17 protein-coding genes are annotated in these 24,556 nt (G+C 57.7%); 12 read left to right on the top strand and 5 right to left on the bottom strand.

What is annotated here, in order from left to right; translation table 11 throughout:
• Nucleotide 1 precedes the first annotated feature (1 nt).
• On the top strand, nt 2-2,509 hold the full coding sequence (locus VFU50_08300) for an ABC transporter permease (GenBank protein ID HEU5232845.1): 2,508 nt from the start codon (nt 2-4) through the stop codon (nt 2,507-2,509).
• Nucleotides 2,510-2,658: 149 nt separating this feature from the next.
• On the opposite strand, the gene VFU50_08295 is transcribed toward VFU50_08300, so the two are convergent.
• The 3 genes from VFU50_08295 to VFU50_08285 all read right to left on the bottom strand — a co-directional run bounded on the left by VFU50_08295 (nt 2,659) and on the right by VFU50_08285 (nt 6,503).
• Nucleotides 2,659-3,666, bottom strand: coding sequence for a radical SAM protein (locus VFU50_08295; protein HEU5232844.1), 1,008 nt, complete (start codon nt 3,664-3,666; stop codon nt 2,659-2,661).
• A 198-nt stretch (nt 3,667-3,864) separates the two neighbouring features.
• On the bottom strand, nt 3,865-5,229 hold the full coding sequence (locus tag VFU50_08290) for a cytochrome P450 (GenBank protein HEU5232843.1): 1,365 nt from the start codon (nt 5,227-5,229) through the stop codon (nt 3,865-3,867).
• Nucleotides 5,226-6,503, bottom strand: coding sequence for an MFS transporter (locus VFU50_08285; protein ID HEU5232842.1), 1,278 nt, complete (start codon nt 6,501-6,503; stop codon nt 5,226-5,228). Before VFU50_08285 ends, VFU50_08290 begins: the two co-directional genes overlap by 4 nt.
• A gap of 124 nt (nt 6,504-6,627) precedes the next feature.
• On the opposite strand from VFU50_08285, the gene VFU50_08280 reads away from it, so the two are divergent.
• Both VFU50_08280 and VFU50_08275 read left to right on the top strand, forming a co-directional pair.
• On the top strand, nt 6,628-8,001 hold the full coding sequence (locus VFU50_08280) for a prolipoprotein diacylglyceryl transferase family protein (protein ID HEU5232841.1): 1,374 nt from the start codon (nt 6,628-6,630) through the stop codon (nt 7,999-8,001).
• Between the two features lie 125 nt (nt 8,002-8,126).
• A complete protein-coding gene (locus VFU50_08275) occupies nt 8,127-9,380 on the top strand; it encodes a Glu/Leu/Phe/Val dehydrogenase dimerization domain-containing protein (GenBank protein HEU5232840.1) in 1,254 nt (417 codons plus the stop codon).
• A gap of 56 nt (nt 9,381-9,436) precedes the next feature.
• Here the strand turns inward: VFU50_08275 and VFU50_08270 are convergent, their stop codons facing one another.
• The gene (locus VFU50_08270; GenBank protein HEU5232839.1) at nt 9,437-9,865 is read right to left on the bottom strand and encodes an HIT family protein; all 429 of its coding nucleotides are present in this window, start codon (nt 9,863-9,865) and stop codon (nt 9,437-9,439) included.
• Nucleotides 9,866-9,919: 54 nt separating this feature from the next.
• A complete protein-coding gene (locus VFU50_08265) occupies nt 9,920-10,789 on the bottom strand; it encodes an alkaline phosphatase family protein (protein HEU5232838.1) in 870 nt (289 codons plus the stop codon).
• 275 nt (nt 10,790-11,064) lie between these two features.
• Here VFU50_08265 and VFU50_08260 point away from each other — a divergent pair, with 275 nt between their 5' ends.
• The 9 genes from VFU50_08260 (at nt 11,065) to VFU50_08220 (ending at nt 24,526) form a co-directional block, all read left to right on the top strand.
• Nucleotides 11,065-14,586 (top strand): glycosyl hydrolase, encoded by a 3,522-nt coding sequence (locus tag VFU50_08260; protein ID HEU5232837.1) that lies wholly within the window; start codon nt 11,065-11,067, stop codon nt 14,584-14,586.
• A 148-nt stretch (nt 14,587-14,734) separates the two neighbouring features.
• Nucleotides 14,735-16,063 (top strand): tRNA (N6-isopentenyl adenosine(37)-C2)-methylthiotransferase MiaB, encoded by a 1,329-nt coding sequence (gene miaB, locus VFU50_08255; GenBank protein ID HEU5232836.1) that lies wholly within the window; start codon nt 14,735-14,737, stop codon nt 16,061-16,063.
• Nucleotides 16,064-16,381: 318 nt separating this feature from the next.
• On the top strand, nt 16,382-16,855 hold the full coding sequence (locus VFU50_08250; GenBank protein ID HEU5232835.1) for a bifunctional nuclease family protein: 474 nt from the start codon (nt 16,382-16,384) through the stop codon (nt 16,853-16,855).
• A gap of 251 nt (nt 16,856-17,106) precedes the next feature.
• Complete coding sequence (locus tag VFU50_08245) at nt 17,107-18,942, top strand: methanol/ethanol family PQQ-dependent dehydrogenase (protein HEU5232834.1); 1,836 nt, start codon at nt 17,107-17,109, stop codon at nt 18,940-18,942.
• A 271-nt stretch (nt 18,943-19,213) separates the two neighbouring features.
• On the top strand, nt 19,214-20,017 hold the full coding sequence (locus tag VFU50_08240) for a quinoprotein dehydrogenase-associated putative ABC transporter substrate-binding protein (protein ID HEU5232833.1): 804 nt from the start codon (nt 19,214-19,216) through the stop codon (nt 20,015-20,017).
• Nucleotides 20,017-20,571 (top strand): c-type cytochrome, encoded by a 555-nt coding sequence (locus VFU50_08235; protein HEU5232832.1) that lies wholly within the window; start codon nt 20,017-20,019, stop codon nt 20,569-20,571. The genes VFU50_08240 and VFU50_08235 overlap by 1 nt, the downstream gene beginning before the upstream one ends.
• Nucleotides 20,568-21,587, top strand: coding sequence for a cytochrome c oxidase subunit II (gene coxB, locus VFU50_08230; protein HEU5232831.1), 1,020 nt, complete (start codon nt 20,568-20,570; stop codon nt 21,585-21,587). The genes VFU50_08235 and coxB overlap by 4 nt, the downstream gene beginning before the upstream one ends.
• 387 nt (nt 21,588-21,974) lie before the next feature.
• Nucleotides 21,975-23,927, top strand: coding sequence for a cytochrome c oxidase subunit I (ctaD, locus tag VFU50_08225; protein ID HEU5232830.1), 1,953 nt, complete (start codon nt 21,975-21,977; stop codon nt 23,925-23,927).
• Entirely contained in the window at nt 23,915-24,526 is a 612-nt protein-coding gene (locus VFU50_08220) for a cytochrome c oxidase subunit 3 (GenBank protein ID HEU5232829.1), read from the top strand. Before ctaD ends, VFU50_08220 begins: the two co-directional genes overlap by 13 nt.
• Nucleotides 24,527-24,556: the final 30 nt, after the last annotated feature.

Raw genomic sequence — 24,556 nt, 5'->3', positions numbered from 1 at the left:
CATGGAAACGTTCTTACAGGACCTGCGTTACGGCGCTCGCATGCTGGCGAAATCGCCAGGGTTTTCGGCTATCGCGATTCTCACGCTGGCCTTAGGCATTGGCGCCAACACTGCCATCTTCTCGGTTGTAAACGGCGTGTTGCTCAGTAAGCTGCCGTTCCCTCATTCCGAGCAGATCGTCTCGCTGTTCACGCAGATGCCGAACTTCAAGAACGGATCCATTTCGTACCCGAACTTTGAAGATTGGCGCCGAATGAACCGGACGTTCAGCTCAATGGCAGCCTATCGCTCCGACGGATTCAATCTCGTTGGCGCCGGTGAACCGGAGCGGCTGCACGGCTCGATGGTCTCAGCGGGATTTTTCGAGATCCTTGGCGTCAATCCCATTCTGGGACGGACGTTCTCCGTTGACGAGGACCACATCGGCGCTACTCCCACCGCCATGATCACTGAAGGATTATGGAAGCGGAAGTACGGCTCCGATCCTAACATCATCGGCAAGAGCATGGATTTGAACGGCACTGCGCGCACAATCATCGGCGTCGTGCCTTCCAGCTTCCACCTGCATATTCAGAACTTTCAGCGTGGTGAAGTGCCGAACGAACTGTACGTTCCAGTTGGGGAATGGAATGAGCATCAGTTTCACGACAACCGTGCTGCAGGCTGGGGACTCGACGCGATCGGTCGAATGAAGCCTGGGGTCACGTTCGAACAGGCACAACAGGACATGGCTCGCGTCTCACGCGAATTGGCTGCGGCTTATCCCGATGTGAATGGTGCGAAGCAAGCCTATCTCGTGCGCTTCGAGGACGAGATCGTCGGAGCCGACGGTACGCCCGGCGGGCACAACATCCGGCCTGTGCTGGTTGTGCTGCTAGTCGCCGTAATGTTCGTGCTCCTCATTGCCTGCGTGAACGTAGCCAATCTGCTGCTGGCTCGTTCGACTGTCCGGAATCGGGAATTCGCAATTCGTATCGCCCTCGGCGCTGGCGAGGGTCGCATCGTTCGTCAGCTTCTTACCGAGAGCATTCTCCTGGCACTCATTGGCGGTGGATTGGGATTGCTGCTGGCGAAATTCGGAACTTCGGCGGCACTAGCAGCTATGCCGCGAACCATGCCTCGCGCTGAAGATATTGGGCTCGACCATCGAGTCTTACTTTTCACGCTGATCGTTTCTATCGTCTCGGGCATCGCTTTTGGACTTGCTCCAGCGCTGAGGACTACGCGTTCGAACGTCGGGGCGACGCTCAAAGAAAGTGGACGCTCTCTAGCTGCAGCACGCAGCCGCACGCAATCCGTATTCGTCGTCTTTGAAATGTCGATGGCTCTCGTCCTGCTGGTCGGCGCAGGGCTGATGATTCGAACACTCTTTGTGCTTTGGGGCCTGAGCCCGGGCTTCAATCCGCACAACGTCATGACCTTCTCGTTCTCAGGCCCGCCCTCCTTCAAAGGCGGATCGCCAGACACCATTCGGGCAGCGCAGCGAGAACTTCACGACAAACTCGCCGCCATGCCGGGTGTTAAGGCAGTTTCGTTCAGCCTCGGCGCACAGCCTATGGCGGGCGACGACGACGATAACTTCTGGATCGTAGGCAGACCCATGCCGAAACGCAGTGAACTCCCGATGACGCTGGAGTATGACGTCGAACCCGGATATCTGCAGACGATGCAAATTCCACTGAAGCGGGGAAGGTTCTTAACCGAAGCCGATAACGAGCACGCGCCCTATGTAGCGGTAATCGACGAGACCTTTGCCGAGCAATATTTCAAGAATGAAGACCCGATCGGTCATTACATCGATCTGAATACCGATCCTTCCGATCCGAACAAAATTCCCTACCTGCAGAACGTAGGCGTGGTGGGACACGTGAACCAGTGGGGGCTGGATTCCGATGCGCGCAGCCCTCTGCACGCGCAGCTGTATATGTCCTATGCACAAACTCCCGATTTCGCGCTCAAACGCATTGGCTTGGGTTCTGACGTTTACGTCCGCACTTCGCGCCCCAATATTCCCTCGTTTGAAGAGATGCGTCATCAGTTGCTCGCTGCGAATCGGGATCTCGTTGTTTATGCGCCGGAATCTCTGGAGCAGACCGTTGCTCATTCGATCGGACAAAAGCGCTTCACCATGACTCTGCTCGCGTGTTTCGCCGGGATTGCTCTGCTGTTGGCCAGTGTGGGGATTTATGGCGTGTTGTCTTACCTCGTCGGGCAGCGCACACAAGAAATCGGAGTCCGCATGGCTTTGGGCGCGCAGCGCGTCGATGTGCTGCGCATGATCTTGGGCGACGGCGCACGCATGGCATTGATCGGGATCGGCATCGGACTCGTCGCCGCACTGGCGCTCACGCGCTTCATGGAGAGCATGTTGTTCGGCGTGAAGCCTACAGATCCAATCACCTTCCTTGGCGTCTCAGTCTTGCTCCGCGGAATTGCGCTTCTGGCGTGCTATGTGCCGGCGCGAAGAGCGATGAAGGTAGATCCCATTGAGGCGTTGCGGTACGAGTAGGATCTGCGTGGAGCCGCGCGCCCGGCGCCCGGATGTCTGGTGAGAATTCCATGCCCAAGAGTTATTTGAGCTGCCGAAGGCGCATACGCGTTCATCGGCATCGCTTGGGGGCAACACCCTGGCGAGGGCGCGCCTGACTCCACGCAATCTCAAAACAGCGCCAATTGCTCACTCCTTGGTTCTTTCGCATATTCCCGAATCGGTCCACGCGGGCCGGGCGCTCCTATACCGTATCTCCTCTTGAACTTCGACATAAGCGCGCTCAAGTGCTTGCGATAGAGCTGCGAGCCGAAGTCCCGCTCTCCGTATAGCTGCTCATACCGCTGCACCAGATCGGGAAACTTGTCTTGGATAAAAGGCAGGAACACCGAACGCGAGCACGGTTTCAAGAACAAAGGATTGGCGAAGATACTCGTCGCATGTGCCTCTGACGCCGCCTTTACCAAGGCTTCCAATTCCTTTGGAGAATCCGTAATACCTGGCAGAACCGGCGCGCAATTCACACCTGCCGCAATTCCAGCCTCGTTTAACCTGCGAACGGCCTCGAGCCTTAAATCGGGCCGAGGAGCGCGCGGTTCGAGGATGCGCGCAAGATCGGAATTTAGAGTCGTGACCGTAATGTGAACACCGATCGTGTTCTGCTCCGCGATTCGTTTGAGCAAGTCCAAGTCGCGCAGAACGAGATTTGATTTGGTAACAATCCCGATCTCCAGCCCCGCATGTCGCGACAACTCTTCCAAAATGTAACGCGTAACCAAGTGCCGACGCTCGGCAGGCTGATACGGATCAGTGGCCGTTCCAATCGCAATCTCCTCGCCCGTGCGAACCTTCTTCAGATCGCGCCGCAGCAGCCACGCAGCTTCTTCCTTTACGAAGATCTTGTGCTCGAATTCGTCCGCGTCACGCAGCTCCATGAACTCGTGCGTGTAGCGCGCATAGCAATACTTGCAGGCGAACTCGCAGCCTCGATAGGGATTGATGGTCCAAACGAAGGGAAGCTTCCTTTTGGGATCGCACCGATTCAGGATCGAGCGGACCGGAAGCGAGAAGAACTCGACTTGGTGCCCGCTATCGACATGCTCGGCCTCGCTGGCGAGCTTGGCAATTCCGACCAGGCGCGGAGTCGAAGGAATGACATACAGGGGGAGGGAAGCCATACAATATTTTCGCCTTATATTCGCCAGCAGTTTAGCCTGCCGAGGAAGCAAAGTCAAAAGCTTTTGAACACGGAGGACACGGAGGGCACAGAGGGGTTACGTGGGAAAGATGGCCGGCATCGCTAAATTGACCGCGAGGGAAGAGCGGAACGTCGAGACTTACCATGCAAACCTCCGCGACCTCCGTGCCCTCCGTGTTCAATCTTTTCGACGCTCCACCAACAACTTCATTCCATATTTCGGACGCAATGTAATGAGGGGCATGAGTTCCACCTTGGTCTGTACCACGATCGAGAACTTCCAGTTGCGGGCGATGCTGGCGAGCAGCAGCACGCCTTCCATCCAGGCGAACGATTCGCCGATGCATTGCCGTGGACCTGCGCCGAAAGGGAAGTACGAAAACTTAGGGCGTGAGGCGCGGGCTTCTGGCGTCCAGCGCTCGGGATCGAAGCGCAGCGGATCGGGATGCCAGCGGGGATCGCGGTGAGTGATCCATTGAGAGGTGAGAATGATCGCGTTTTTTGGAAACGTGACGCCGAACGCTTCGTATGGCTCGATCACGGTGCGCGCAATCCCCCACGCCGGTGGATAGAGTCGCATCGACTCGCTGAAGACCATCTCGGCGTATTTCAAATTGGGATAATCTTCCGGCTGCGGCGTTCGTGCGCCGAGGACAGTATCGAGTTCTTTCTTCAGACGCTCGGCGATCTCCGGATGCTGCGCCAGCAGAAAGAATGTCCAGGTAAGCGCGTTCGCAGTCGTCTCGTGGCCTGCAAGAATAAGCGTCACGCATTCATCACGTACCTGATCGTTATCCATCCGATCGTGGCTGCCGGCTTCGGTGTCTTCGGCGGCGAGGAGCATGGATAGCAAGTCGCCGCGATCTTCTCCTGTTCGCCTGCGCTCTTCAATAAAGCGATAGATGATGCGATCGATCTGTGCGCGTGCCTTCTTCAGGCGCAGCACAGGCGGGATCGGCAGTCTTTCCAGATATTCCGAAAAGGGAAGGACGGCGAACTTGAACAGATGCATGAACGTGTTCAACGCCTGTCCAATGTCTCGCGAATCGCGTTCCACATCGGTATCGAATAGTGTTTTACCGACGATAGCCAGCGTGAGTCGCATCATCTCCTGATGCACATCGAGCACATCACCGCTGCGCCAGGAGTGTTGGTGACGTTCTGCGTAATCCACCATCGCGCGTCCGTAGCCGAACACACGCTGCCGATGAAATGCAGGATGAATGAGTCGGCGCTGCCGCAGATGGAATGCATCTTCGCTCGTGAGTAGTCCGTTGCCGAGCACCTTGCGCGAGCGCTGCATCACGCGTCCCTGATGGTGATTGCGCGAACGCATCACCAGCATGTCCTGCGTCATGTCGGGATGAAAAAGCATGAACACTTCGCGTCCGAGAGTACGGTAGTGGATCAGATCGCCGTACTCGCGGTGCAGCTCCTCCATGTAAAGCAGAGGATTGCGCCGCATGGCCATGAGCGGCGAGAGGGCGAGAATCGAACGTGGGCCGCGCGCACTGATGCGCGCCGATTGTGCTGCCGAACTCATGACGCCGTCTCCTGAATGCTGGACGTTTCTGCGGCGATCTCCGAATTCGCGAATGAAATCTGATCGGCTCGCAGCAAAGTCGAAGCGCACGCGGAAAGATAGGTCACCGCGATAATTCCATACGCGGTAGTCAATCCAATTCGATGCGCGGAAAAAGCTACAGCGTAGGCAAGTCCCAACTGTAGCAGCGTGCCCATGAAGTAGAACGTGTTTTGTGTGCGCCCCATGAAGTGTGGAGGGACGAGTTCCATCAGACTGGTATTCAACGATGTCCCGCCGAGTCCGCGCGCAGAGCCCATGAGGAAGAAGAGAAAGGCTGCGAGCGCCAGCACACGGGAGTGCGGTGCGAGGAACATGCATCCGCCGAGAACGAACATTCCCAAACGAATGCTGGCGCGGGTGCGTAAACGTCCAATCACCCAAGGCGTGTACATCGTGCTCAGAAACGCGCCGACTCCCCACGAGCCATTGAGCCACCCATACCCAACGGCGCCGCCATGAAGAATTCGGTCGTCGAGAGGAGCAGTGACGATACCCTGTGTCAGCATTCCGCCCATAAACAACGCCATGCTGATTCCCACCAGCGTCACCGCCGGCCGATGCTTGAGATATCCGAAGCCCTCGCGCAGTTCGTGCAGATATCGCGCGACCGGATGCGAGTTGTGCGGAACCGGCGTATCCACCGGACGCTCGACCACAATTCGTCCTTTGCGCACGAACAGATAGCAGCTAATGGAGATCGCATAAGTGCTGAAGTCGAGCAGCAGGACACCGCCAAGGTGCAGATGGTTATACACAAATCCCACAATGGCGCCAGCGATGAGCCATCCTCCCTGCACTCCGGCCATCAGAAAGTTGCTCGAGGCTACGTACTGCGATTCCGGCGTGAGCTCCTGGATCAGCGCAGTTACCGAAGGCCAGAACATCCAGAAGCCTGCCGCCACGAGGGTGTTCATCAGATACAGCTCCCAGAGACTGACCTTGCCTGCGAGAGCGAGGAACGCGACGCCCACAATGATCACACCGCGCGATGCGTCGAGAAACATCACAACGTGACGCCGATCCTCGCGATCGATGATCACGCCGGTGAACGGCAGCATTAGCAGCGCAGGAATTGTCTGCAGAATGATGACAGTGCCCAGCGCCATCTCCGAGTGCGTGGCTTGAAGGATGTACCAGACGACCGCAGCCGAGTTCATCCCACTGCCCAACATCGAGATCAAGTTGGCAATGAAGATGAGCCGCAGACCGCGCTGGCGGAGGATGTCGCGCATGGAGGTAGCGTAGCAAAGAGCTGCTAAGCTTCTGAGCTTCTAAGCTGCTGAGCTTTGACTTGATCGAGCTTAGATGCTCAGAAGCTTAGGAGCCTAGAAGCTCCTCACAGCTATACTCAATCTCTTGATCCCTTACATCCACTTTGGGCCTTTCACGATCGGCAGCTTTGGCCTGCTGATGCTCCTCGCGTTTGTCGCAGGCTACTTCGTCCTTCGCGCGGATATTCACCGGCGCGGCATGAACCTGGACGCGCAGAACGTGGTTACGGTTTGCGCGCTGCTGGGGATCATCGGAGCCAAGCTGTACCACGTTTTTGAAACGCCGAGCGACCTCGTTGCGAACCCGTTTGGCGAACTCTTCAGCCGTTCTGGTTTTGCGTGGTTTGGCGGATTCCTCGGGGTGCTACTTGCGCTTTATCTTTTGGCGCGCAAGTACAGGCTTTCCTATCTCGCGATTCTCGATGTCTGCGCTCCCGCGGCGGCGATCGGTTACGCAGTAGGACGCATCGGATGTCTAACTTCGGGCGACGGCGATTACGGAACGCCCACCTCGCTGCCCTGGGGAATGAGCTTTCCTAACGGGCTCGTGCCGACCACGCAACACGTTCATCCCACACCCATCTACGAAGCCATCGCCGCGACGCTCATCTTCTGGTACCTGTGGCGACAGGGAGCGAAGTCGCTGCGCGGACCGCGTCCTGTAGGAGAAGTGGCGGCGCTCTATCTCATTTGGATGGGTATCGAGCGTTTTCTGGTTGAGTTCATTCGCATCAATCCGCGCTCGTTTTTCGGTTTGAGTAACGCACAGGCAGCGAGTTTGGGATCCATCATCGCCGGCGCCGCAATCCTGATGACGGTAAAAAAAAACTTCCGCAGACAAAAGGGAGAGCACCGCATCCTGCAGCACTTCGCTGAACGCGGCGATGTGCTCCAGCCCGAGTATCACCGTGCCACGCCGGAGTGCACTCATCCGGAGCGCTGGAGCATGTATGACTCCATGACTGCCGAGGTCGAGGTTCTCGAATTTCTGCGCTGTCTGGTGCGCACCATCAAACCTCAAGTAGTGGTGGAGACCGGAACCTTCATGGGCATCAGCACGCTATGGATTGCCGAAGGTCTGAAGGCAAACGGGTTGGGCAAGATTGTGACCTGCGAATACGACCCAAAAGTATTTGCAAGAGCCAAAGCGCGCTTCGCCGGCTCCGGGCTGGCCGAGTGGATTGAAGCCCGCAACGAATCCAGCCTGGAAACCAGGGTGAATGGCAGCATCGACCTTCTCTTCAGCGACAGCGATCCGCCGCTGCGCGAGCAGGAAGTACGCCGTTTTCTGCCACAAATGAACCCGAACGGTGTGATCCTCATGCACGACGCCAGCTCTCACTTGAAGACCGTCCGCGAAGCTGCACTGAAAATGGAGCAGGATGGGTTGATTTCTGTGGTTCTTCTGCCCACCCCTCGCGGCCTAGTGGTCGCCCAAAAGCGCGCGGGACGAAAATAATCCATTCAGCTACTCTCTCCAGAGTAGCTGTGCGGCATCTAACGTCGGCTAGGTGCAACTGTACCGGTGCAGTTAGGGACGCGACGCCACGCCTTGTCGTCGCCAGGATGCACGGGAGCGGTCGTATGGGGCTGAGTGCAGCGGTCGGGCTACGAGAGAGTTCGTCTTCTTCGGTTCGCCGGTACTTCGAGATGGCGGCCGATCGCGTGGCAATCCATCCGGAAATGCGCAGATTGCTGTCAGCTCCATTTCGGGAACTGACAGTAGAGATTCCGCTGCGCCGCGACGATCAACGCCTGCAGCTCTTCCGCGGATATCGAGTTCAGCATAACGGTGTCCGAGGGCCTTTGCTTGGGCCCGTTCGCATTCAATCGGGTCTTGATCTCGAGGCAGTGAGGAGCACCGCCGAATCGATGACTTGGCGATGCGCTGCGGCTAACGTTCCGTTTGGCGGAGCGGCAGGAGCGATCGTCTGCGATTCCACACACCTCAGCCGCAAAGAATTCGAGTCTCTGGTACGAAAGTACACCGGACGGATCCATCATCAGCTCGGCATTTACCAGGACCTCTGTGTTCCCGGACCAAACGCCGACGAAGAAGTCATGATGTGGATGCGTGACGAGTACAGCTCGTTTGAAAAGGCTGCGATGACCCCGGTTTTGGGAAAACCGGAACACGCTGGAGGCGTGCGCGACCGGGACGCAATCATCGGCAGAACCGTGTCCGCTCTTGCGCTTCGGTGTGCCAATGAAGCTGAGCTCCCGTCTTCTGGCCTGCGCATCGCGATTCGTTCTCTCGATCAGAGTGCCCTGCCTACGGCGCAGGCGATGTTCGATGCTGGATGCATTGTCGTCGCGCTCTCGGATATTCACGGCGGATTGCGCTGTTCAACGGGTATCGACGTCCACGAACTGGCCGATCATGTCCGGTCCGCGGGTACTCTTGTCGGCTACGAAGGAGCTGCGGAAGCTGTAGAGATCCACAACTTGGATTGCGATCTTCTCATCATCGCCGCTCCCGAAGGCACGCTGAATCCCGCTGCTGCCTCGCAGGTTCGAGCAAAGCTGGTCATCGAAAGCTCTGAGTTGGTGATTACACCCGTCGCTGAGCGCATCCTGGCGAATCGCGGAGCGACAGTCGTTCCCGACTTGGTAAGCGCTGCGGGGCCAGTCATTGCGGCTTACGCCGAGTGGTCAAACAATGTTCAGCATGCAGCATGCGATCCCGAGCGTGTCGAACACGAGATGCAAACGTCAATGATGCGAACATACTCTCAGGTTCTCGATCGCAGCCGTCGCGAGAACGTCAGTCTGAGAATGGCGGCGTACTGCTCTGCGATAGAGCGAGTCGCACGGTGCGAACGCTTGCGAGTCGCGTAGAAAAGAGATGGTTCATCTGCGAAATCTGCAGAATCCGGTGCGATTCCGACGCGGTTTCAGGCGGCTCGCAGGAACGCCATCGCATCCGCTAGCGCCCGGCGGACGTCTTCCATATGCCCGGGATCGCGATATTTATGTCGCGGCCAGAAAAATCCTTTGAGACCATCTCCTTTCGTTCTCGGCACAACGTGCACGTGCATATGAGGCACGCTTTGGCTGATCCGGTTGTTGACTGCCACCAAAGCTCCTTGAGCTCCAAGGCCTTTCTCAACTGCCAGCGCGAGCAGACGTGCATTCGCAAAAAGCGTTCCGAGCAGTGGCGGTTCCACATCAACCAGCGAATCAAGATGTTGCTTGGGAACTAAAAGGCAATGACCGGGGAACACCGGACGATGATCCAGGAACGCCAAAGTATCGGCATCTTCGAAAACAATGGCTGCAGGAACGGCACGGCTGACGATCTGGCAAAAGACGCAGGTGTTCACGAAGTTGTGTTACCAGCCGATTGCGGCTATGCGGTTGTTTTCAGAGCGGCTGATTCAATGGATGAACATATCATCTTCCGCGCTGGCGGTTGCTGCGGCTCCGGGACAGGTTGCGATTCCTAAAACGGTACATACTGTCTTGAGCGTATTTACGTGCCGGTACATCACAGAAGACTGAACGCCTGCGCGGGCGCGTGGTCCGACGGCGACAAACGGGACGTGACCGCCTCCGTTACGAATATCGGCGATGTTCGACTCGTCAAAGGCGATGAGCAGAAGGCCGTTTTTCTGAAACTCCGAATTCGCGAGCAGCGGAGCGATGTTCGTTTTCAGCCAGCCATCCGCGTCGGCAAGCATGCTGTTGTCGTCGCAAGTCATAGCGGCTTTGCACGAGTGTGCGTCATCGGGAAGATCTGGAATCACCATACTGAACGACGGCAGATGTCCGGCACTCAGGTCGGAAGCGAATTGCGAAAACGGAACGATGTTCGCCGCCTGCTGCGGACTGTTAATCACATCGCTGAAGTATGCGAATGGGTTGTGATGTTTGACGTAATTGCCGTTTGAATTACCGAGGTATCCAGCCGAGGGCAGATCTTCCGCATAGAGTTTCCACGTTTTGCCGGCAGCGACCAACTCGCGCGCCAGATTGTCGGCAGTCACTGGTCCTGGAAAACCATTGTCGTTCGTCTGCGGTGCGCCGGTCGTGAGCACGAAATAGTTGGAAATCGATGGATGCATGGTGGCGTAGTACTGCGTCGCCGATGCTCCTTGCTGCGCGAGACCGTTTAGATATGGTGCGGCTGCATTGCCGATTACTTGCTCGTACGAATGATTTTCTTCCATTACCAGGACGACCATCGCCTGCGAGGCGGGACTCGCGGTTCCTGGAGAACTCACGGGCGTGGCCGGCGATGGAGTCATACTGCCTCCGCCGCACGAGACGATGGAAGCCATCAGCAACAGGGTCCCACTCAGAGCTGCACCTTTGCACAACCCACCGATTCGCATTAGTTCTGTCCCTGAGCAAAATAGAATCATTTGCTAAGGGATGGGTTGGTAGCGCGCGGTCCGTGTCCGAATATTTGCTGGTTTTATGTCGTGATGTGAAATGTGCTGAGCAGCACGCCAGCAGCACACGATGACTCCTCGTGAGAGTTCCTGTATAACTGCGTTTCACTTTTATTCAGGAGCTGCTGGTGAATCGCAAGATCGTCTGCTGTCTTCCGCTTCTCATCCTTCTAAGTTCTTCCATCGCACTCGGGCAGGAATTGCCTGCCGCGGCTGCAAGCACGCCAAGCTCAGAGCAGGAAGCCGCAGCTGCGCAAGAAAAATCTTCGACAACCGCGAAACCTGGTCAGAAGAAGGAAGCCGATGAGGAACTTCCCGCGTCACGCAAGCCGAAGCGCGGCAAAGCAGGTGCTCGGGAGAATGCTGCTCCTGCTTCTACACCTGCCGAAAAGAAGCCAGCAGATCCGCTCACGTCGTCTGACACATATCGCGGTCTTCATCTCCGCAGCATTGGGCCGGCGTTTATCTCCGGCCGCGTGACTTCACTTGCGGTAAATCCGTTCAATCGCGCGCAGTACTACGTAGGCGTGGCTTCAGGCGGAGTGTGGAAGACCAACAACGACGGTCTCACCTGGGATCCAGTCTTCCAAAATGAGGGATCGTTTTCCATCGGCGATGTGAAGCTCGATCCCCACGATCCATCCATCGTGTGGGTCGGCACAGGCGAGAACAACTCGCAGCGCAGTGTCGACTATGGTGATGGCGTTTATAAATCCGAAGATGGCGGCAAGAGTTGGACCAATTTGGGACTGAAGCACTCCGAGCATATTGGGCGCATCGCTATCAGCCCCAAAGATAGCAACACGGTTTTCGTTGCTGCCGAAGGGCCGCTCTGGTCTCCAGGCGGAGATCGCGGCCTTTATCGCACGACCGATGGCGGCAAGAGCTGGAAGAAGGTCCTGAACGTCAGCGAGAACACCGGGTTCGCCGATGTAGCCATCGATCCCGACGATCCAGACACAATCTATGCCACGGCATATCAGCGCCGGCGGCATGTCTGGACACTCATCGACGGCGGCCCAGAGAGCGCGATCTATCGTTCGGACGATGGCGGCAACACCTGGAAGAAGTTGAAATCCGGACTGCCTACTGTCGATATGGGACGCATCGGCATCGCCATCTCGCCCGTCGATCACAACGTGGTGTACGCAACCATCGAGGCCCAGGAAGGGAAGGGCGGCATCTTCCGCTCTAGCGATCGCGGAGCCACCTGGGAGCGCCGCAATCCCTACGATGAGACCGCGATGTACTACGCGCAAATCTTCGCCGATCCCAGGAACGTCGATCGCATTTACATAATGAACGTACTCATTCGCGTCTCCGACGACGGCGGCAAGACTCTGCGCGTCCTCGGCGAGAAGTACAAGCACGTCGACAATCACGTGATCTGGATCGATCCCACCGACACGAACTATTACCTCGTCGGATGTGACGGCGGTTTGTACGAAAGCTTCGATCGCGGCGCAAACTGGAGCTACAAGAGCAATCTTCCCGTAGCGCAGTTCTACGATGTTGCACTCGATAACTCGAAGCCCTTCTACTACGTCTACGGCGGCACGCAGGACAACAGCAGCGTCGGCGGACCGTCACGCACGCTGAAGACCAACGGCATCACCAATGAAGACTGGTTCTTCACTCAGGGCGGCGACGGCTTCCGCTCGGTCATCGATCCCGAAGATCCGAACACGGTTTATGCCGAGTATCAATATGGGAATCTCACACGATTTGACCGAAGAACGGGACAGCAGATTGGCATCCAGCCGCAGCCTGGTCCGGATAATGTTCCTTACCGCTGGAACTGGGATTCGCCGATCATCATCAGTCCGCATTCCCACACGCGGCTGTACTTCGCGGCCAACAAGCTCTTCCGCAGCGACGATCGCGGGGACACCTGGAAGGTGATCAGTCCCGACCTGACGCGCCAGATCGATCGCGACAAGCTTCCCGTAATGGGACGCATCTGGGGACCCGATGCAGTCGCAAAGAATGCCTCAACCTCGTTCTATGGCAACATCGTTGCATTATCTGAATCCCCGCAGAAAGATGGCCTAATCTATGTCGGTACCGACGATGGATTAATCCAAGTCACCAGCGACGCCGGTCAGAACTGGACTAAGTACGAGACGTTTCCCGGCGTCCCCAAATTCACCTACGTAAGCCGCCTGCTCGCGTCGCAACACAATGCAAGTGTCGTCTATGCCAGCTTCGACAATCACAAGATGGGCGACTTCAAACCCTATCTGCTCAAGAGCAGCGACAACGGGCATACATGGAACTCGATTGCGAATAATCTGCCGGCAAACGGCCCTGTGCTGGCGATTGCCGAAGATCCCGTTAATTCGCAACTGCTTTTCGTCGGCATGGAATTCGGCCTCTTCTTCTCTTTCGATGGTGGCAGCCACTGGACACAGCTCAAAGGCGGAATGCCGACGATTGCCGTGCGCGATCTCGCGATTCAGAAACAAGCAAATGATCTCGTCGCTGCAACCTTCGGGCGAGGCTTTTACATTCTCGATGACCTCTCTCCGCTGCGCCATGTCAACGCGCAAGTGTTCCAGCAGCAGGGAGCACTGTTCCCGGTTCGGGACACCCTCATGTACATCGAGCAACGCCCAGTCGGCGGTAAGCACGGACATCTCGGCGCAACCTACTTCGAAGCAGACAATCCTCCCTATGGCGCGGTATTCACTTATTACTTGAAAGATAAGTTCAAGACCAAAAAGGAAATTCGTCAGGAGAAAGAAAAGGCTGCGTCGAAAGAAGCCGTGAACCAGAATTCAGACAAAACTGAACAATCCGACAAAGGAAATCCATCTGCCGTGAACTATCCCACCATGGGTGAACTTCGCGCCGAAGCGGAAGAGCAGCCTGCGGCGGTGTACCTGGTGATTTCCGACTCCAGCGGTACTCCCGTGCGCCGAGTTCCGGCAACGAACGAAGCGGGAATCAATCGCGCTTCATGGGATTTGCGGTATCCGCCTTCTGAAGTACATACGCCTTCTCCGGAAGAAGCCGACTTCGCCGAATTCTTCCAACCGCCGACAGGTCCGCTGGTGATGCCGGGTGAGTACTCGGCGACCCTCGAAGCTCGCGTCGATGGCAAGACTCAGCGCCTGGCCGGTCCCGAGAAGTTTCGTGTGAACGCGCTTGGCACTGAAGGGATGAACGAGCAGGATCGCGCCGCGCTCGAGCAATTCCAGCAGAAAGTCGCGCACCTTGATCGAGCGCTCACTGGCGCGATTCAAACCGGGAACGATGTCGACAAGCGTCTTGCTTCTATTCACCAGTCGCTACGTGATACGCCCGGCGATGTGAGCGGATTGATCTCGCGCGCCGATGACATTCAAGCACGCCTGCGCGACATCATGCGTGCGCTCCGCGGAGATGTGGTCCTGCGCCGTCGCCAGGAGAATACGCCGGCAGCAATCAATGACCGCATCAACCAGATCGAGGACGAAGAGCGCTTCTCGACCTCGCGCCCGACGCAGACGCATATCGACTCGTACAACATCGCCGCCCAGCAGTTCGGGGATCAACTCGGCAAGCTGCGGCAGCTGGTCGATGTCGATCTGAAGAAGCTCGAAGACGACATGGAAAAAGCCGGCGCACCGTGGACTCCGGGCCACGTGCCCGAGTGGTCGCCTCAGTAAAACCAAGAGCGAACACGAAGGTCACGAAGCACAAAAAGAAGAGGTCACGGAGAAATCGCCCTTCGTGACCTCTTTTGTTGCCTCTGTGACCTTCGTGTTCGCCTCTCCCCGGTTCAGTGCGGCGCGATAAAACGCTATACTGAGCCTAATGTCCACCGCGCAGAAAACGTTTTACCTGGAGACCTTTGGCTGCCAGATGAACGTGCACGACTCCGAGAAGGTGATCGGCACGCTGGTGCAGCAGGGGTACGCGCAGGTGGACACCGTCGAGTCCGCCGACCTGGTCCTCTACAACACCTGCTCGATTCGCGACAAAGCCGAGCAGAAGGTCTTCCACCGCCTTGCCGACTACAAGCGCCTGCAGGCGCAAGGGAAGAAGTTCGGCGTACTGGGATGCGTCGCGCAGCAGGAAGGCGAGAAGATCTTCGAACGCGCTCCTCACGTGTCGTTGGTGGCTGGCTCAGCCTCGTACCGCAATCTCGCACAGATGCTGGTGCAAATCGAGGCAGGGGAGAAGCGCGTTACCGGCCTCGATGATCGCCAGACGGATCAAACGTTCGATACGCCGTTCACAGTTCGTACGAATCCCTATCGCGGGTACATCACGATCATCGAAGGCTGTGACAAGTTCTGCGCCTACTGCGTAGTTCCGTACACGCGCGGCAAAGAACGCAGCAGGACGTCCGAGTCTGTGCTAGAAGAGGCGAGAAGACTCGCTCATTCTGGATATTCCGAGATTCAACTCCTCGGCCAAAATGTGAACTCTTACCGCGATCCTACTGGTAAGAAGACATTTGCGGAATTACTTGCCGCAGTCGCGGAGGTTCCGGGAATTCGTCGCGTGCGCTTCACCACTTCGCATCCACGCGACTTCACGCCCGACATCGTCGATGCGATCGAGTCTGTTCCGCAGCTCTGCGACCACGTGCATCTTCCCGTGCAAAGCGGATCGAGCCGCGTGCTGAAAGCCATGCTCCGCGAGTACACGCGCGAGGATTACCTGGAGCGAATCTCCTGGCTTAAGTCCGCGAAGCGGTACATCAGCCTGACCACAGACATCATCGTCGGCTTTCCCGGCGAGACTGAACAGGAATTCGAAGAGACAATCACGCTTCTCGGCGAGGTGGGATACGACGGCGTCTTCTCGTTCAAATACTCGCCGCGTCCAAACACTCCGGCCATTCGTATGTCAGACAGCATCCCTGATGAGGAGAAGTCGAAGCGCTTGACCATCCTTCAGGAGCGCCAGCGTGAAATTCAGAGAGGCAATTACGAGAAGCACGTAGGCGAGACATTGGAAGTAATGGTTGAAGGACGGAACGAAGCGCGCGGGCAGATCATCGGACGCAGTTCTCAGAACAAGACAGTGAACTTCACGACGACTTCACCGATTCTGCCTTCCACGGGAAGCTACGCGCGCGTGCGCGTAACAAAAAGCTTTCCCAACAGTCTCGTGGGGGAGATGGTGGTGAACTGAGGAAGAATTTCGCGATTTCGTGATTTCGCGATTGAAAATCACGAGGTCGGAGAATTCCTGTGGAGGTCTAAACTTCACGTGCGACCCTGGCGATAGCCAGGGAAGCAAGGTTTGGGTGGAAGCCCCTGGCTTTAGCCAGGGGTGAGCACGGCATGTAAAGCCGTGCGAATCTTATGAGCACGATGCATGAAGCGCTTTAGCGCTGGCATGAGCGCGTGGGTTAGCAATTTCGTGAGTGATTTCGCGATTTTCAAATCACGAAATCACGCAATCGCGAAATCACGAAATGATACCCGGAGGTGAGCGGTGGAAGTTGAAATGAAAATTCGCGGATTGATGATGGACCCCGTCACCAACATGCCCATCGTCGTACTCAAGGACCCTGCCAGCGACGCTGTCCTCCCAATCTGGGTCGGGATCTACGAAGCGAACGCCATTGCGCTGGAGATCGAAAAGGTCGCGACTCCCCGCCCGATGACTCACGACTTGATCAAGAACGTCCTCACCGGCCTCGAAACCAAGGTTCACAAAGTCGTCGTCACCGAACTGCGCGACGATACGTTCTTCGCCGTGATCTGGATGGAACGCGACGGAAGTCTCATCAGCGTCGATTCCCGTCCATCGGACGCACTAGCCGTCGCCATGCGTCTCGATTGCCCAATCTTCGTCGAGGACGAAGTGCTCAAGTCCTCCAAGCTCGCCGCAACGGTTTCCGACAAAGTGTCAAATGAGGAACTCCGAAAGATGCTGGAGAACATGAACGACGAAGATTTCGGCCGCTACAAGATGTAACTTCGACGTTTATTGCTGTAGCAACACATTTTGCGTAGGCACTCGTAACTGACTGATTGCAGAGCAGCTTACGATCATCTTCTTACCTTGCTGTGATTCTCCTGTCGCAAATCGGCGCGGGTCCCGAAAGCAACAGACCTTTTGCCTTTAAGCATCTCTGCTCGGGTCGTCGGTAGTCCAACGCTTCCTCCCCTAGAGGTGTTTGGTTGCGCCCATTTAAACCGACAGAATCAGGCAGACCTAGTTCCATTTTGAAACTGTCCTGCGTGGTGACGTGCGTAGTCGTCTCGGCATCTCTGTGCGCATGCAGCGGCTCAAGCAGCCACACCTCGTCAGGAAAGAACCCACAACAGGAGCCGAACTACTCTGCCCAGGCCTACAAAGGCAAGCTCGAGCCCGACGACGGCCAATGGACTCGTCCCGCAAAAGACTTCGCCAGTACCCGCTACAGCGCCCTTGACCAGATCAACACCTCAAACGTCAAGAACTTAAAGGTCGCCTTCACCTTCTCCACCGGGCAGGAGCGCGGACACGAAGCCGCTCCCATCATCGTGAACAACACGATGTACGTGATCACACCGTGGCCGAACGTGCTCTTCGCGCTCGATCTCACCAAGCCCGGCGCTCCGGTGAAGTGGGAGTACCAGCCACAGCCCACGCCCTCATCGAAAGGCGTTGCCTGCTGCGACGTCGTGAATCGCGGCGTCGTCTACGACAACGGCAAGATCTTCCTCAACACGCTCGACGTGCAAACAGCCGCCGTCGATGCGAACACGGGACGTGAGCTCTGGAAGGTCCGCCTCGGCGACATAAATAAAGGTGAGTCGATCACCATGGCGCCGCTCGTCGTAAAAGGCAAAGTCCTGGTCGGCAACAGCGGCGGCGAATTCGGCGTGCGCGGCTGGCTCACCGCGCTCGACGAGAACAGCGGCAAGATCGTCTGGCGAGCCTACAGCACCGGGCCTGACAAAGATGTTCTGATCGGAGCAAAGTTCAAGCCGTTTTACGCGCAAGATCGCGGGCAGGATCTCGGCGAAAAAAGTTGGCCGCCGGACGCATGGAAAATCGGCGGCGGCACCGTGTGGGGATGGATCTCCTACGATCCCGAAACGAACCTCATCTTCTACGGCACCGCGAATCCCGGTCCGTGGAATGCCTCAGAGCGCCCCGGCGACAACAAGTGGACCTCAGGCATTTTTGCCCGCGATGCCGATACCGGAGAAGCAGTCTGGTTCTATCAGCTAAGTCCACACGATCACTTTGACTACGACGGCGTCAACGAGAACATCCTGCTCGATCTCCCCATCAACGGTCAGAACCGTAAGGTTCTCGTTCACCCCGACCGCAACGGGCACGTGTATGTAATCGACCGCACGAACGGCGAGGTGCTTTCGGCGAATCCGTTTGCATATGTAAATACCAGCACCGGCGTCGATCTCAAAACCGGACTGCTGCAGTATGTCGATGAGAAGAAGCCCATAACGGGAACGGTGGTGCGCGACATCTGTCCGGCATCGCCAGGCGCGAAAGACTGGACGCCTTCAGCATTCTCTCCGCGCACCGGCCTGATCTACATTCCGCATAACAATCTCTGCCAGGACGAAGAGGACGTAAGCGCGAACTACATCGCCGGAACTCCATACGTCGGCGCGAACGTGCGCATGTATCCCGGACCCGGCGGAAACGGCGGCGAGTTTACTGCGTGGGATCCGATCCAGGGCAAAGCTGTGTGGAAGATCCCCGACCGATTCCCAGTTTGGAGCGGCGCAGTGGCAACTGCCGGTGACGTGGTTTTCTACGGCACGATGGATGGATGGTTCAACGCAGTCGACGCGCACAGCGGCCAGAACTTGTGGAAGTTCAAAGCCGGATCGGGAATTATCGGCCAGCCCGTCTCGTACAAAGGCCCTGACGGCAAGCAGTACATCGCCGTGCTATCCGGCGTAGGCGGCTGGGCGGGAGCAGTCGTAGCCGGCGGGCTAGATACCCGCGATCCAACCATCGCTCTCGGATTCGGCAACGCAACCCGCGACCTACCGCACTACAGCACGAAAGGGGGAATGTTGTATGTGTTCTCTCTTCCGTAAGAAGTTCTCGTACTCGCCGCTACCGGCGGCTTCTTCTACAGTCTTTAAAACCTGTCATCCTGAAGCGCTTCTGTTGCGCGAAGGATCTCCCGGAATGCGTCGGGCTTACATGCCCTGTCGAGGCTTTTCGGCCCATGCTGCTGGGCTTTCTCGTGGAGGAGCCATAGCGGCGGTAATTAAGTCCGACACATCGCGGGAGGTCCTTCGCGCAAAAGAAGCGCTTCAGGATGACAGACGTATACGGGGTCGTGTTCCTCGAGTGAGTAGGAGCGTGTCGCCGCTTCGCTGGGTCGCCACTGCTGTTGCAATGCTAATCTTTGCGATTCCCGTTCTCGCACAACCACAACTTCGCGTCTGCGCCGACCCGGCTAACATGCCTTTCTCGAACCGCCAGCAGCAAGGGTTCGAGAACCGCCTTGCCGAGCTCGTCGCCCGTGACATGCACGCGAGCCTGAGCTATCAATGGCAGCGCATGGGACGCGGCTTCGTCCGCGAATATCTAAGCAGCGGCAGATGCGACATGGTCGTCGGCATCCCGGCGAACTACGCGCAGATGCTGACTACGCGCCCGTATTACCGCTCGACCTACGTCTTTGTGTCACGGCGCAGCGCGCGCGTCCAGCCCACGAGCTTCAACGATCCTGAGCTGCACAGCATGAAAGTCGGCGTGCAGGTGCTCGACGACGACTACGCTCCCCCGGCGCATGCGCTGGCGCGCCGAGGAATGCAGGCGAACATTGTTGGATTCGAGACCACCGGCGCTGACGCGCCCTCGATCATCCGCGCGGTCGCAAACAGAAAGGTAGATACGGCCGTGGTCTGGGGACCGCTCGCGGGGTATTTTGCGAAGCCATACGCAGGCAAGCTCACGCTCACGCCGGTGCAGCCCGAAGTCGATCCTCCGGGACTGCCGTTCACGTTCGCGATCTCGATGGGCGTGCGGAAAGGCAATACGCAGCTCAGAGATAAGCTCCAGCACTTCCTCGATCGGCATCAGCGCGAAGTCGAAAGCATTCTGCGCAAATACGGCGTGCCGCTGATCGAAGATCAGCCGGCAGCAGCGAGGGGGAACTGATGCGCCTCGAACGCCTCGCATTTTTCCTCGTCGGCGCAGCGTTGCTGCTGCTCATCGCATGTCAGCGTGAAGACCGCCGCTTCCGCGAAGCCCCTCCCTCTGCGGGTGTGGTGAACACGATCCAGGTCAGCGACCTCCATCCCGGCGGACAGCAGATCGCTGCGCCGCCTGTCCCGAATTCGTACGAAGAGAGCGCCTATGCAGTTTCGGAAGGCAAGCGGCTCTTTAGCGAATTCAATTGCGTCGGCTGCCACTCGAATGGCGGCGGCGGCATCGGTCCGCCGCTCATGGACAACCAGTGGATCTACGGCGGCGAGCCCGCGAACATCTTCGCAAGCATCATGGAAGGCCGTCCGAACGGCATGCCCGCGTGGCGCGGGCGCATTCCCGAAGACCAGGGATGGGAGATCGTTGCTTACGTGCGCTCGCTCAGCGGGCAGTTGGCCAAAGATGTCGCGCCTGGCCGCAGCGATCACATGTCCGGCAAGAAGCCTGAAGCGAACACGCCGCGCGAGACTCCGACCGGCATTACAGGAGCTCCCACGCATCAATGAAGCTCCCCCGCGCAGCCGCGTATGCCACGCTCCTGCTTCTGGCAGGGTGCCAGAGCAATCACTCGATGCTCTGGAGCGCGGCCAGCAAGCAGGCGTCCGACATCGAGTGGCTCTACTGGTTCATTTTCTGGATCTGCCTTGTAGTCTTCGTGCTGGTGATTGCCTTCTTCGCCGGAGGCCTGGCGAAGTCGAATGTCGATGAAGAAGAGATGGCTCCGGTGATGGAGAGCAACGAGCCGGGAGACCGTCGGGCCAAAGTGGGAGTGAGTATCGCTTTGGGAATCACCGTCGTCACGCTCTTCGTCGTGCTCGCGCTCAGCATCGTGACCGGCAAGACTACCGAAGGCCTCACCTCAAAGAATCCGATCACGATTGAAGTCACCGGCCACCAATGGTGGTGGGAGCTGCGCTATCCCAATCCGCAGGCGGATTTGACCGTTCTCAGCGCGAACGAGATTCACATTCCCGTGGGCAAGCCCATTGTGGTACTCACCGCCAGCCGCGATGTGATCCACAGCTTTTGGGCTCCGAACATCGACGGCAAGCGCGACCTGCTGCCCGGATATCAGTCGGCGTTCACCTTCCAAATCGACAAGCCCGGCATTTATCACGGCCAATGCGCCGAGTTCTGCGGCGAGCAGCACGCGCACATGGGATTCGAGATCGTCGCCCAGACCATGGACGAGTTTCAGGCATGGCTCAACCAGCAGCGCAAGCCGTCGGTTCAACCGCAGGATGTGAAGGAGGTGCATGGACGCGATGTGTTTCTAACTCACTCCTGCGTTCTGTGCCATACCATTCGCGGAACAGATGCAGGCTCGAGAGTTGGTCCCGATTTGACACACGTCGGCAGCCGGCGCTTGCTGGCAGCGACAGCGATCAGCAACGCTCCGGGATCATTGGCGGGATGGATCACGGATCCGCAGCGAATAAAGCCCGGCGTGTTGATGCCGGCGAATCCGTTAGCACCGGCCGATCTCGATGCGCTGGTCACGTACTTGAGAAGTTTGCAGTAGGGAAGGAACGATAGCTTTTTTGGGTGGAAGCTTTTGGGTGGAAGCCCCCGACTTGAGTCGGGGGTCGCGAGGCCGTAAGCCTCGCGATTTATCGCAGTCGAACGAAACATGCGCTTTAGCGCTGGCGCACGCGCGAAGCGCGCGTGCGTGGGCCGGCGCTAAAGCAATGTGGGTTGGCTGGTTAGACGCACGGCTTACGCCGTGCGCCCCCGACTCAAGTCGGGGGCTTCCACCCGAAAAGCGGAAGAAGAAAGATTTGAAAAGTCGTACACAGCATGGAGAAACGCAGCCGCAAACGCGCGGCTGCCCCAGCGCCTACCGGCGCCGGTTCCGTTGCTGCTGCGGCGCTGCAATCGTTGCTCTGAGCGACTGACTGAATAGCACCTTATGACGCCTTCATCCAACCCGAAAATGGCCGTTGCTGAGCCGCCGGTAGTCCCGCCGCCAACCGCCGATCGGCAGCTACGTCTCCAGCGCGCGTGGAAGGAGCCGACCGGCTTCTTTGGATGGTTCACCAAAATCCATCACACCAGCATCGGCACGCGATTCATCGTCACCGCGTTCATCTTCTTCGTGCTCGGCGGGCTACTGGCGATGCTGATGCGCCTGCAACTAGCGCGTCCGGAGAATCGCTTCCTCGGGCCTGACAAGTACAACCAGTTCTTCACCATGCACGGCAGCACGATGATCTTTCTCTTCGCCGTTCCGCTGCTGTTCCAGGGATTTGGAATTTATCTTGTTCCGCTCATCGTGGGCACGCGCAACATTGCGTTTCCGCGGCTGGCGGCCTTCAGCTACTACATCTATCTGTTCGGCTGCATTTTCTTCTGGGTCGGACTGCTGCTGAATACAGGCGCCGATCGCGGATGGTTCGCCTACGTCACGCTATCTGGTCCGGATTTCTCTCCCGGAAAGCGCGTCGATTTCTGGGCGCAGATGATTACCTTCACCGAGACCTCGGCGCTCGCGACTGCGGTGTGCCTGGCCGCGACGATCCTGAAGCATCGCGCGCCAGGCATGTCGCTCAACCGCATGCCGATGATTCTTTGGGAAAAGCTGGTGCTGTCGTTCATGGTGATCTTCGCCATGCCGGCAGTGATGCTTTCCAGCAGCATGCTGCTGCTGGATCGCACGGTGGGCACACAGTTCTTCAATCCCGCTGAAGGCGGAGACGTTCTGCTATACCAGCATCTGTTCTGGTTCTTCGGCCATCCTGACGTTTACATCATCTTCCTTCCCGGAACGGCGATTGTGACCACGCTGGTCACGTGCTTCACGCGGCGGCACATCTTCGGATATCTCGCGCTCGTGGTCTCGACCATCAGCATCGGATTCATCGGCTTCGGTGTGTGGGTGCATCACATGTTCGCCACCGGGCTTCCCCAAATGGGAGAGAGCTTCTTCACGGCGGCGACGCTGATGATCGTCATTCCCACTGCGGTTCAGTTCTTCTGTTGGATTGCGACTATCTGGGAAGGGCGGATGCAATTCAAATTCCCGATGTGGTGGATCGCGGGATTCTTCTTCGTCTTCATGATCGGGGGACTCTCCGGGTTGATGCTGGCGTCGGTGCCGGTCGATACGCAGGTACACGATACGTTCTTTGTCGTCGCGCATTTCCACTATGTGCTCATCGGCGGCGCGGTCTTCCCCATGTTCGGCGCTCTGTATTTCTGGCTGCCCAAGATGATGGGACGCATGATGAACGAGAAGCTCGGCTACTGGAACTTCTGGCTTTTCTTCGTCGGCTTCAACATGACGTTCTTCACCATGCACTTCCTCGGGCTGCGCGGCATGACGCGGCGCGTGTACACGTATCTTCCCGAAATGAACTGGGGCTGGCTGAACCTGCTGGCGACCGTAGGCGCATTCCTCATGGGGGCCGGCGTGCTGGTGTTCATCATCAACTTTTTCTGGAGCCGCGTGCATGGACGTATCGCGGGACCAGATCCGTGGAAGGCGGGGTCACTGGAATGGGCTGTTCCGTCTCCGCCTCCGCATTACAACTTCGCCGAGCTGCCGACCGTGAACGGACGCGAGGCGCTGTGGGATGCCGAACCCAATCAGCCGATCGTGACGGGAGTGCGCGATGACATTCGCGAGGTGCTGATCACCGATTCACTCGACGGCGATCCCGATTCCAAAATGGACTCGCCCGAGCCGAGCGCATGGCCGTTCTGGGCTGCGATTGCCATCACCGGCCTCTTCGTCGGTTCGGTGTTCAGCGCGAACTCGGTAGAGTACACATCGATTCCCGTAATCATCACCCTCATCGGCTGGTACTGGCCCAAGTGGCGCGAGACACGCCAGAGAAAGGCGACCGAAGTATGGAGCGACTAAGCGAACGCCCTGCGCTCGACGTCTCCGCTCTGCCGACCGTTGTCTTCGGCTCGCGCAATCCGGTGTGGCTGGGGACCATCTTCTTCATGCTCATCGAAGGCTCGATGATCGCGATGGTCTGGGCCTGCTACTTCTACTACCGCACGCGATCGAGCGAGTGGCCCCCGGGAGTGCTTCCGCCGAATCTGACGTGGGGAGTGGCGAACGGCATCGTCTTCATCCTGAGCCTCGCTCCTGCTTGGTTGATTCGCCGCAAAGCTCGCGCCGGGGACGTGCTCGGCTGCCGCATCTGGCTCAGCGTTCTCGCGCTGTTTGGCCTGGTCAACATCATCCTGCGCGGTTTCGAGTTCGCGAATTTGAACTGCAAGTGGTCGGCGAATGCGTACGCCTCCACGATCTGGGTGCTGATGGGCGTGCACTCAGGCCACTTACTAACTGACTTCATCGAGACGGTTGTGCTCGCAGTGCTTGCGTTCACTGATCGCGTGGACGGAACGCGCTTCACCGACTTCGACGAGAACTCGATGTACTGGTACTTCGTCGTGGGCATTGCGCTGGTGACTTATTTCGTGGTGTATGGGGCTTCGAGGTTGTTTTGATGAGGGCAGCTTCATTGTCGGACTGGAGAG

It is taken from the genome of Terriglobales bacterium (genome assembly GCA_035764005.1).
GTDB lineage: Bacteria > Acidobacteriota > Terriglobia > Terriglobales > Acidobacteriaceae > Gp1-AA112.
Note: the sequence above shows the minus strand (reverse complement) of the source record. Positions and strands in the feature narration are given on the sequence as shown.

What these genes read in the sequence shown, in the direction of transcription:
- coxB (HEU5232831.1), top strand. Translation starts at nt 20,568, where the DNA reads ATGAAGCTCCCCCGCGCAGCCGCGTATGCCACGCTCCTGCTTCTGGCA.
- VFU50_08275 (HEU5232840.1), top strand. Translation starts at nt 8,127, where the DNA reads ATGGGGCTGAGTGCAGCGGTCGGGCTACGAGAGAGTTCGTCTTCTTCG.
- ctaD (HEU5232830.1), top strand. Translation starts at nt 21,975, where the DNA reads ATGACGCCTTCATCCAACCCGAAAATGGCCGTTGCTGAGCCGCCGGTA.
- VFU50_08235 (HEU5232832.1), top strand. Translation starts at nt 20,017, where the DNA reads ATGCGCCTCGAACGCCTCGCATTTTTCCTCGTCGGCGCAGCGTTGCTG.
- miaB (HEU5232836.1), top strand. Translation starts at nt 14,735, where the DNA reads ATGTCCACCGCGCAGAAAACGTTTTACCTGGAGACCTTTGGCTGCCAG.
- VFU50_08220 (HEU5232829.1), top strand. Translation starts at nt 23,915, where the DNA reads ATGGAGCGACTAAGCGAACGCCCTGCGCTCGACGTCTCCGCTCTGCCG.
- VFU50_08250 (HEU5232835.1), top strand. Translation starts at nt 16,382, where the DNA reads ATGAAAATTCGCGGATTGATGATGGACCCCGTCACCAACATGCCCATC.
- VFU50_08290 (HEU5232843.1), bottom strand. Translation starts at nt 5,229, where the DNA reads ATGAGTTCGGCAGCACAATCGGCGCGCATCAGTGCGCGCGGCCCACGT.
- VFU50_08300 (HEU5232845.1), top strand. Translation starts at nt 2, where the DNA reads ATGGAAACGTTCTTACAGGACCTGCGTTACGGCGCTCGCATGCTGGCG.
- VFU50_08285 (HEU5232842.1), bottom strand. Translation starts at nt 6,503, where the DNA reads ATGCGCGACATCCTCCGCCAGCGCGGTCTGCGGCTCATCTTCATTGCC.
- VFU50_08265 (HEU5232838.1), bottom strand. Translation starts at nt 10,789, where the DNA reads ATGACTCCATCGCCGGCCACGCCCGTGAGTTCTCCAGGAACCGCGAGT.
- VFU50_08295 (HEU5232844.1), bottom strand. Translation starts at nt 3,666, where the DNA reads ATGGCTTCCCTCCCCCTGTATGTCATTCCTTCGACTCCGCGCCTGGTC.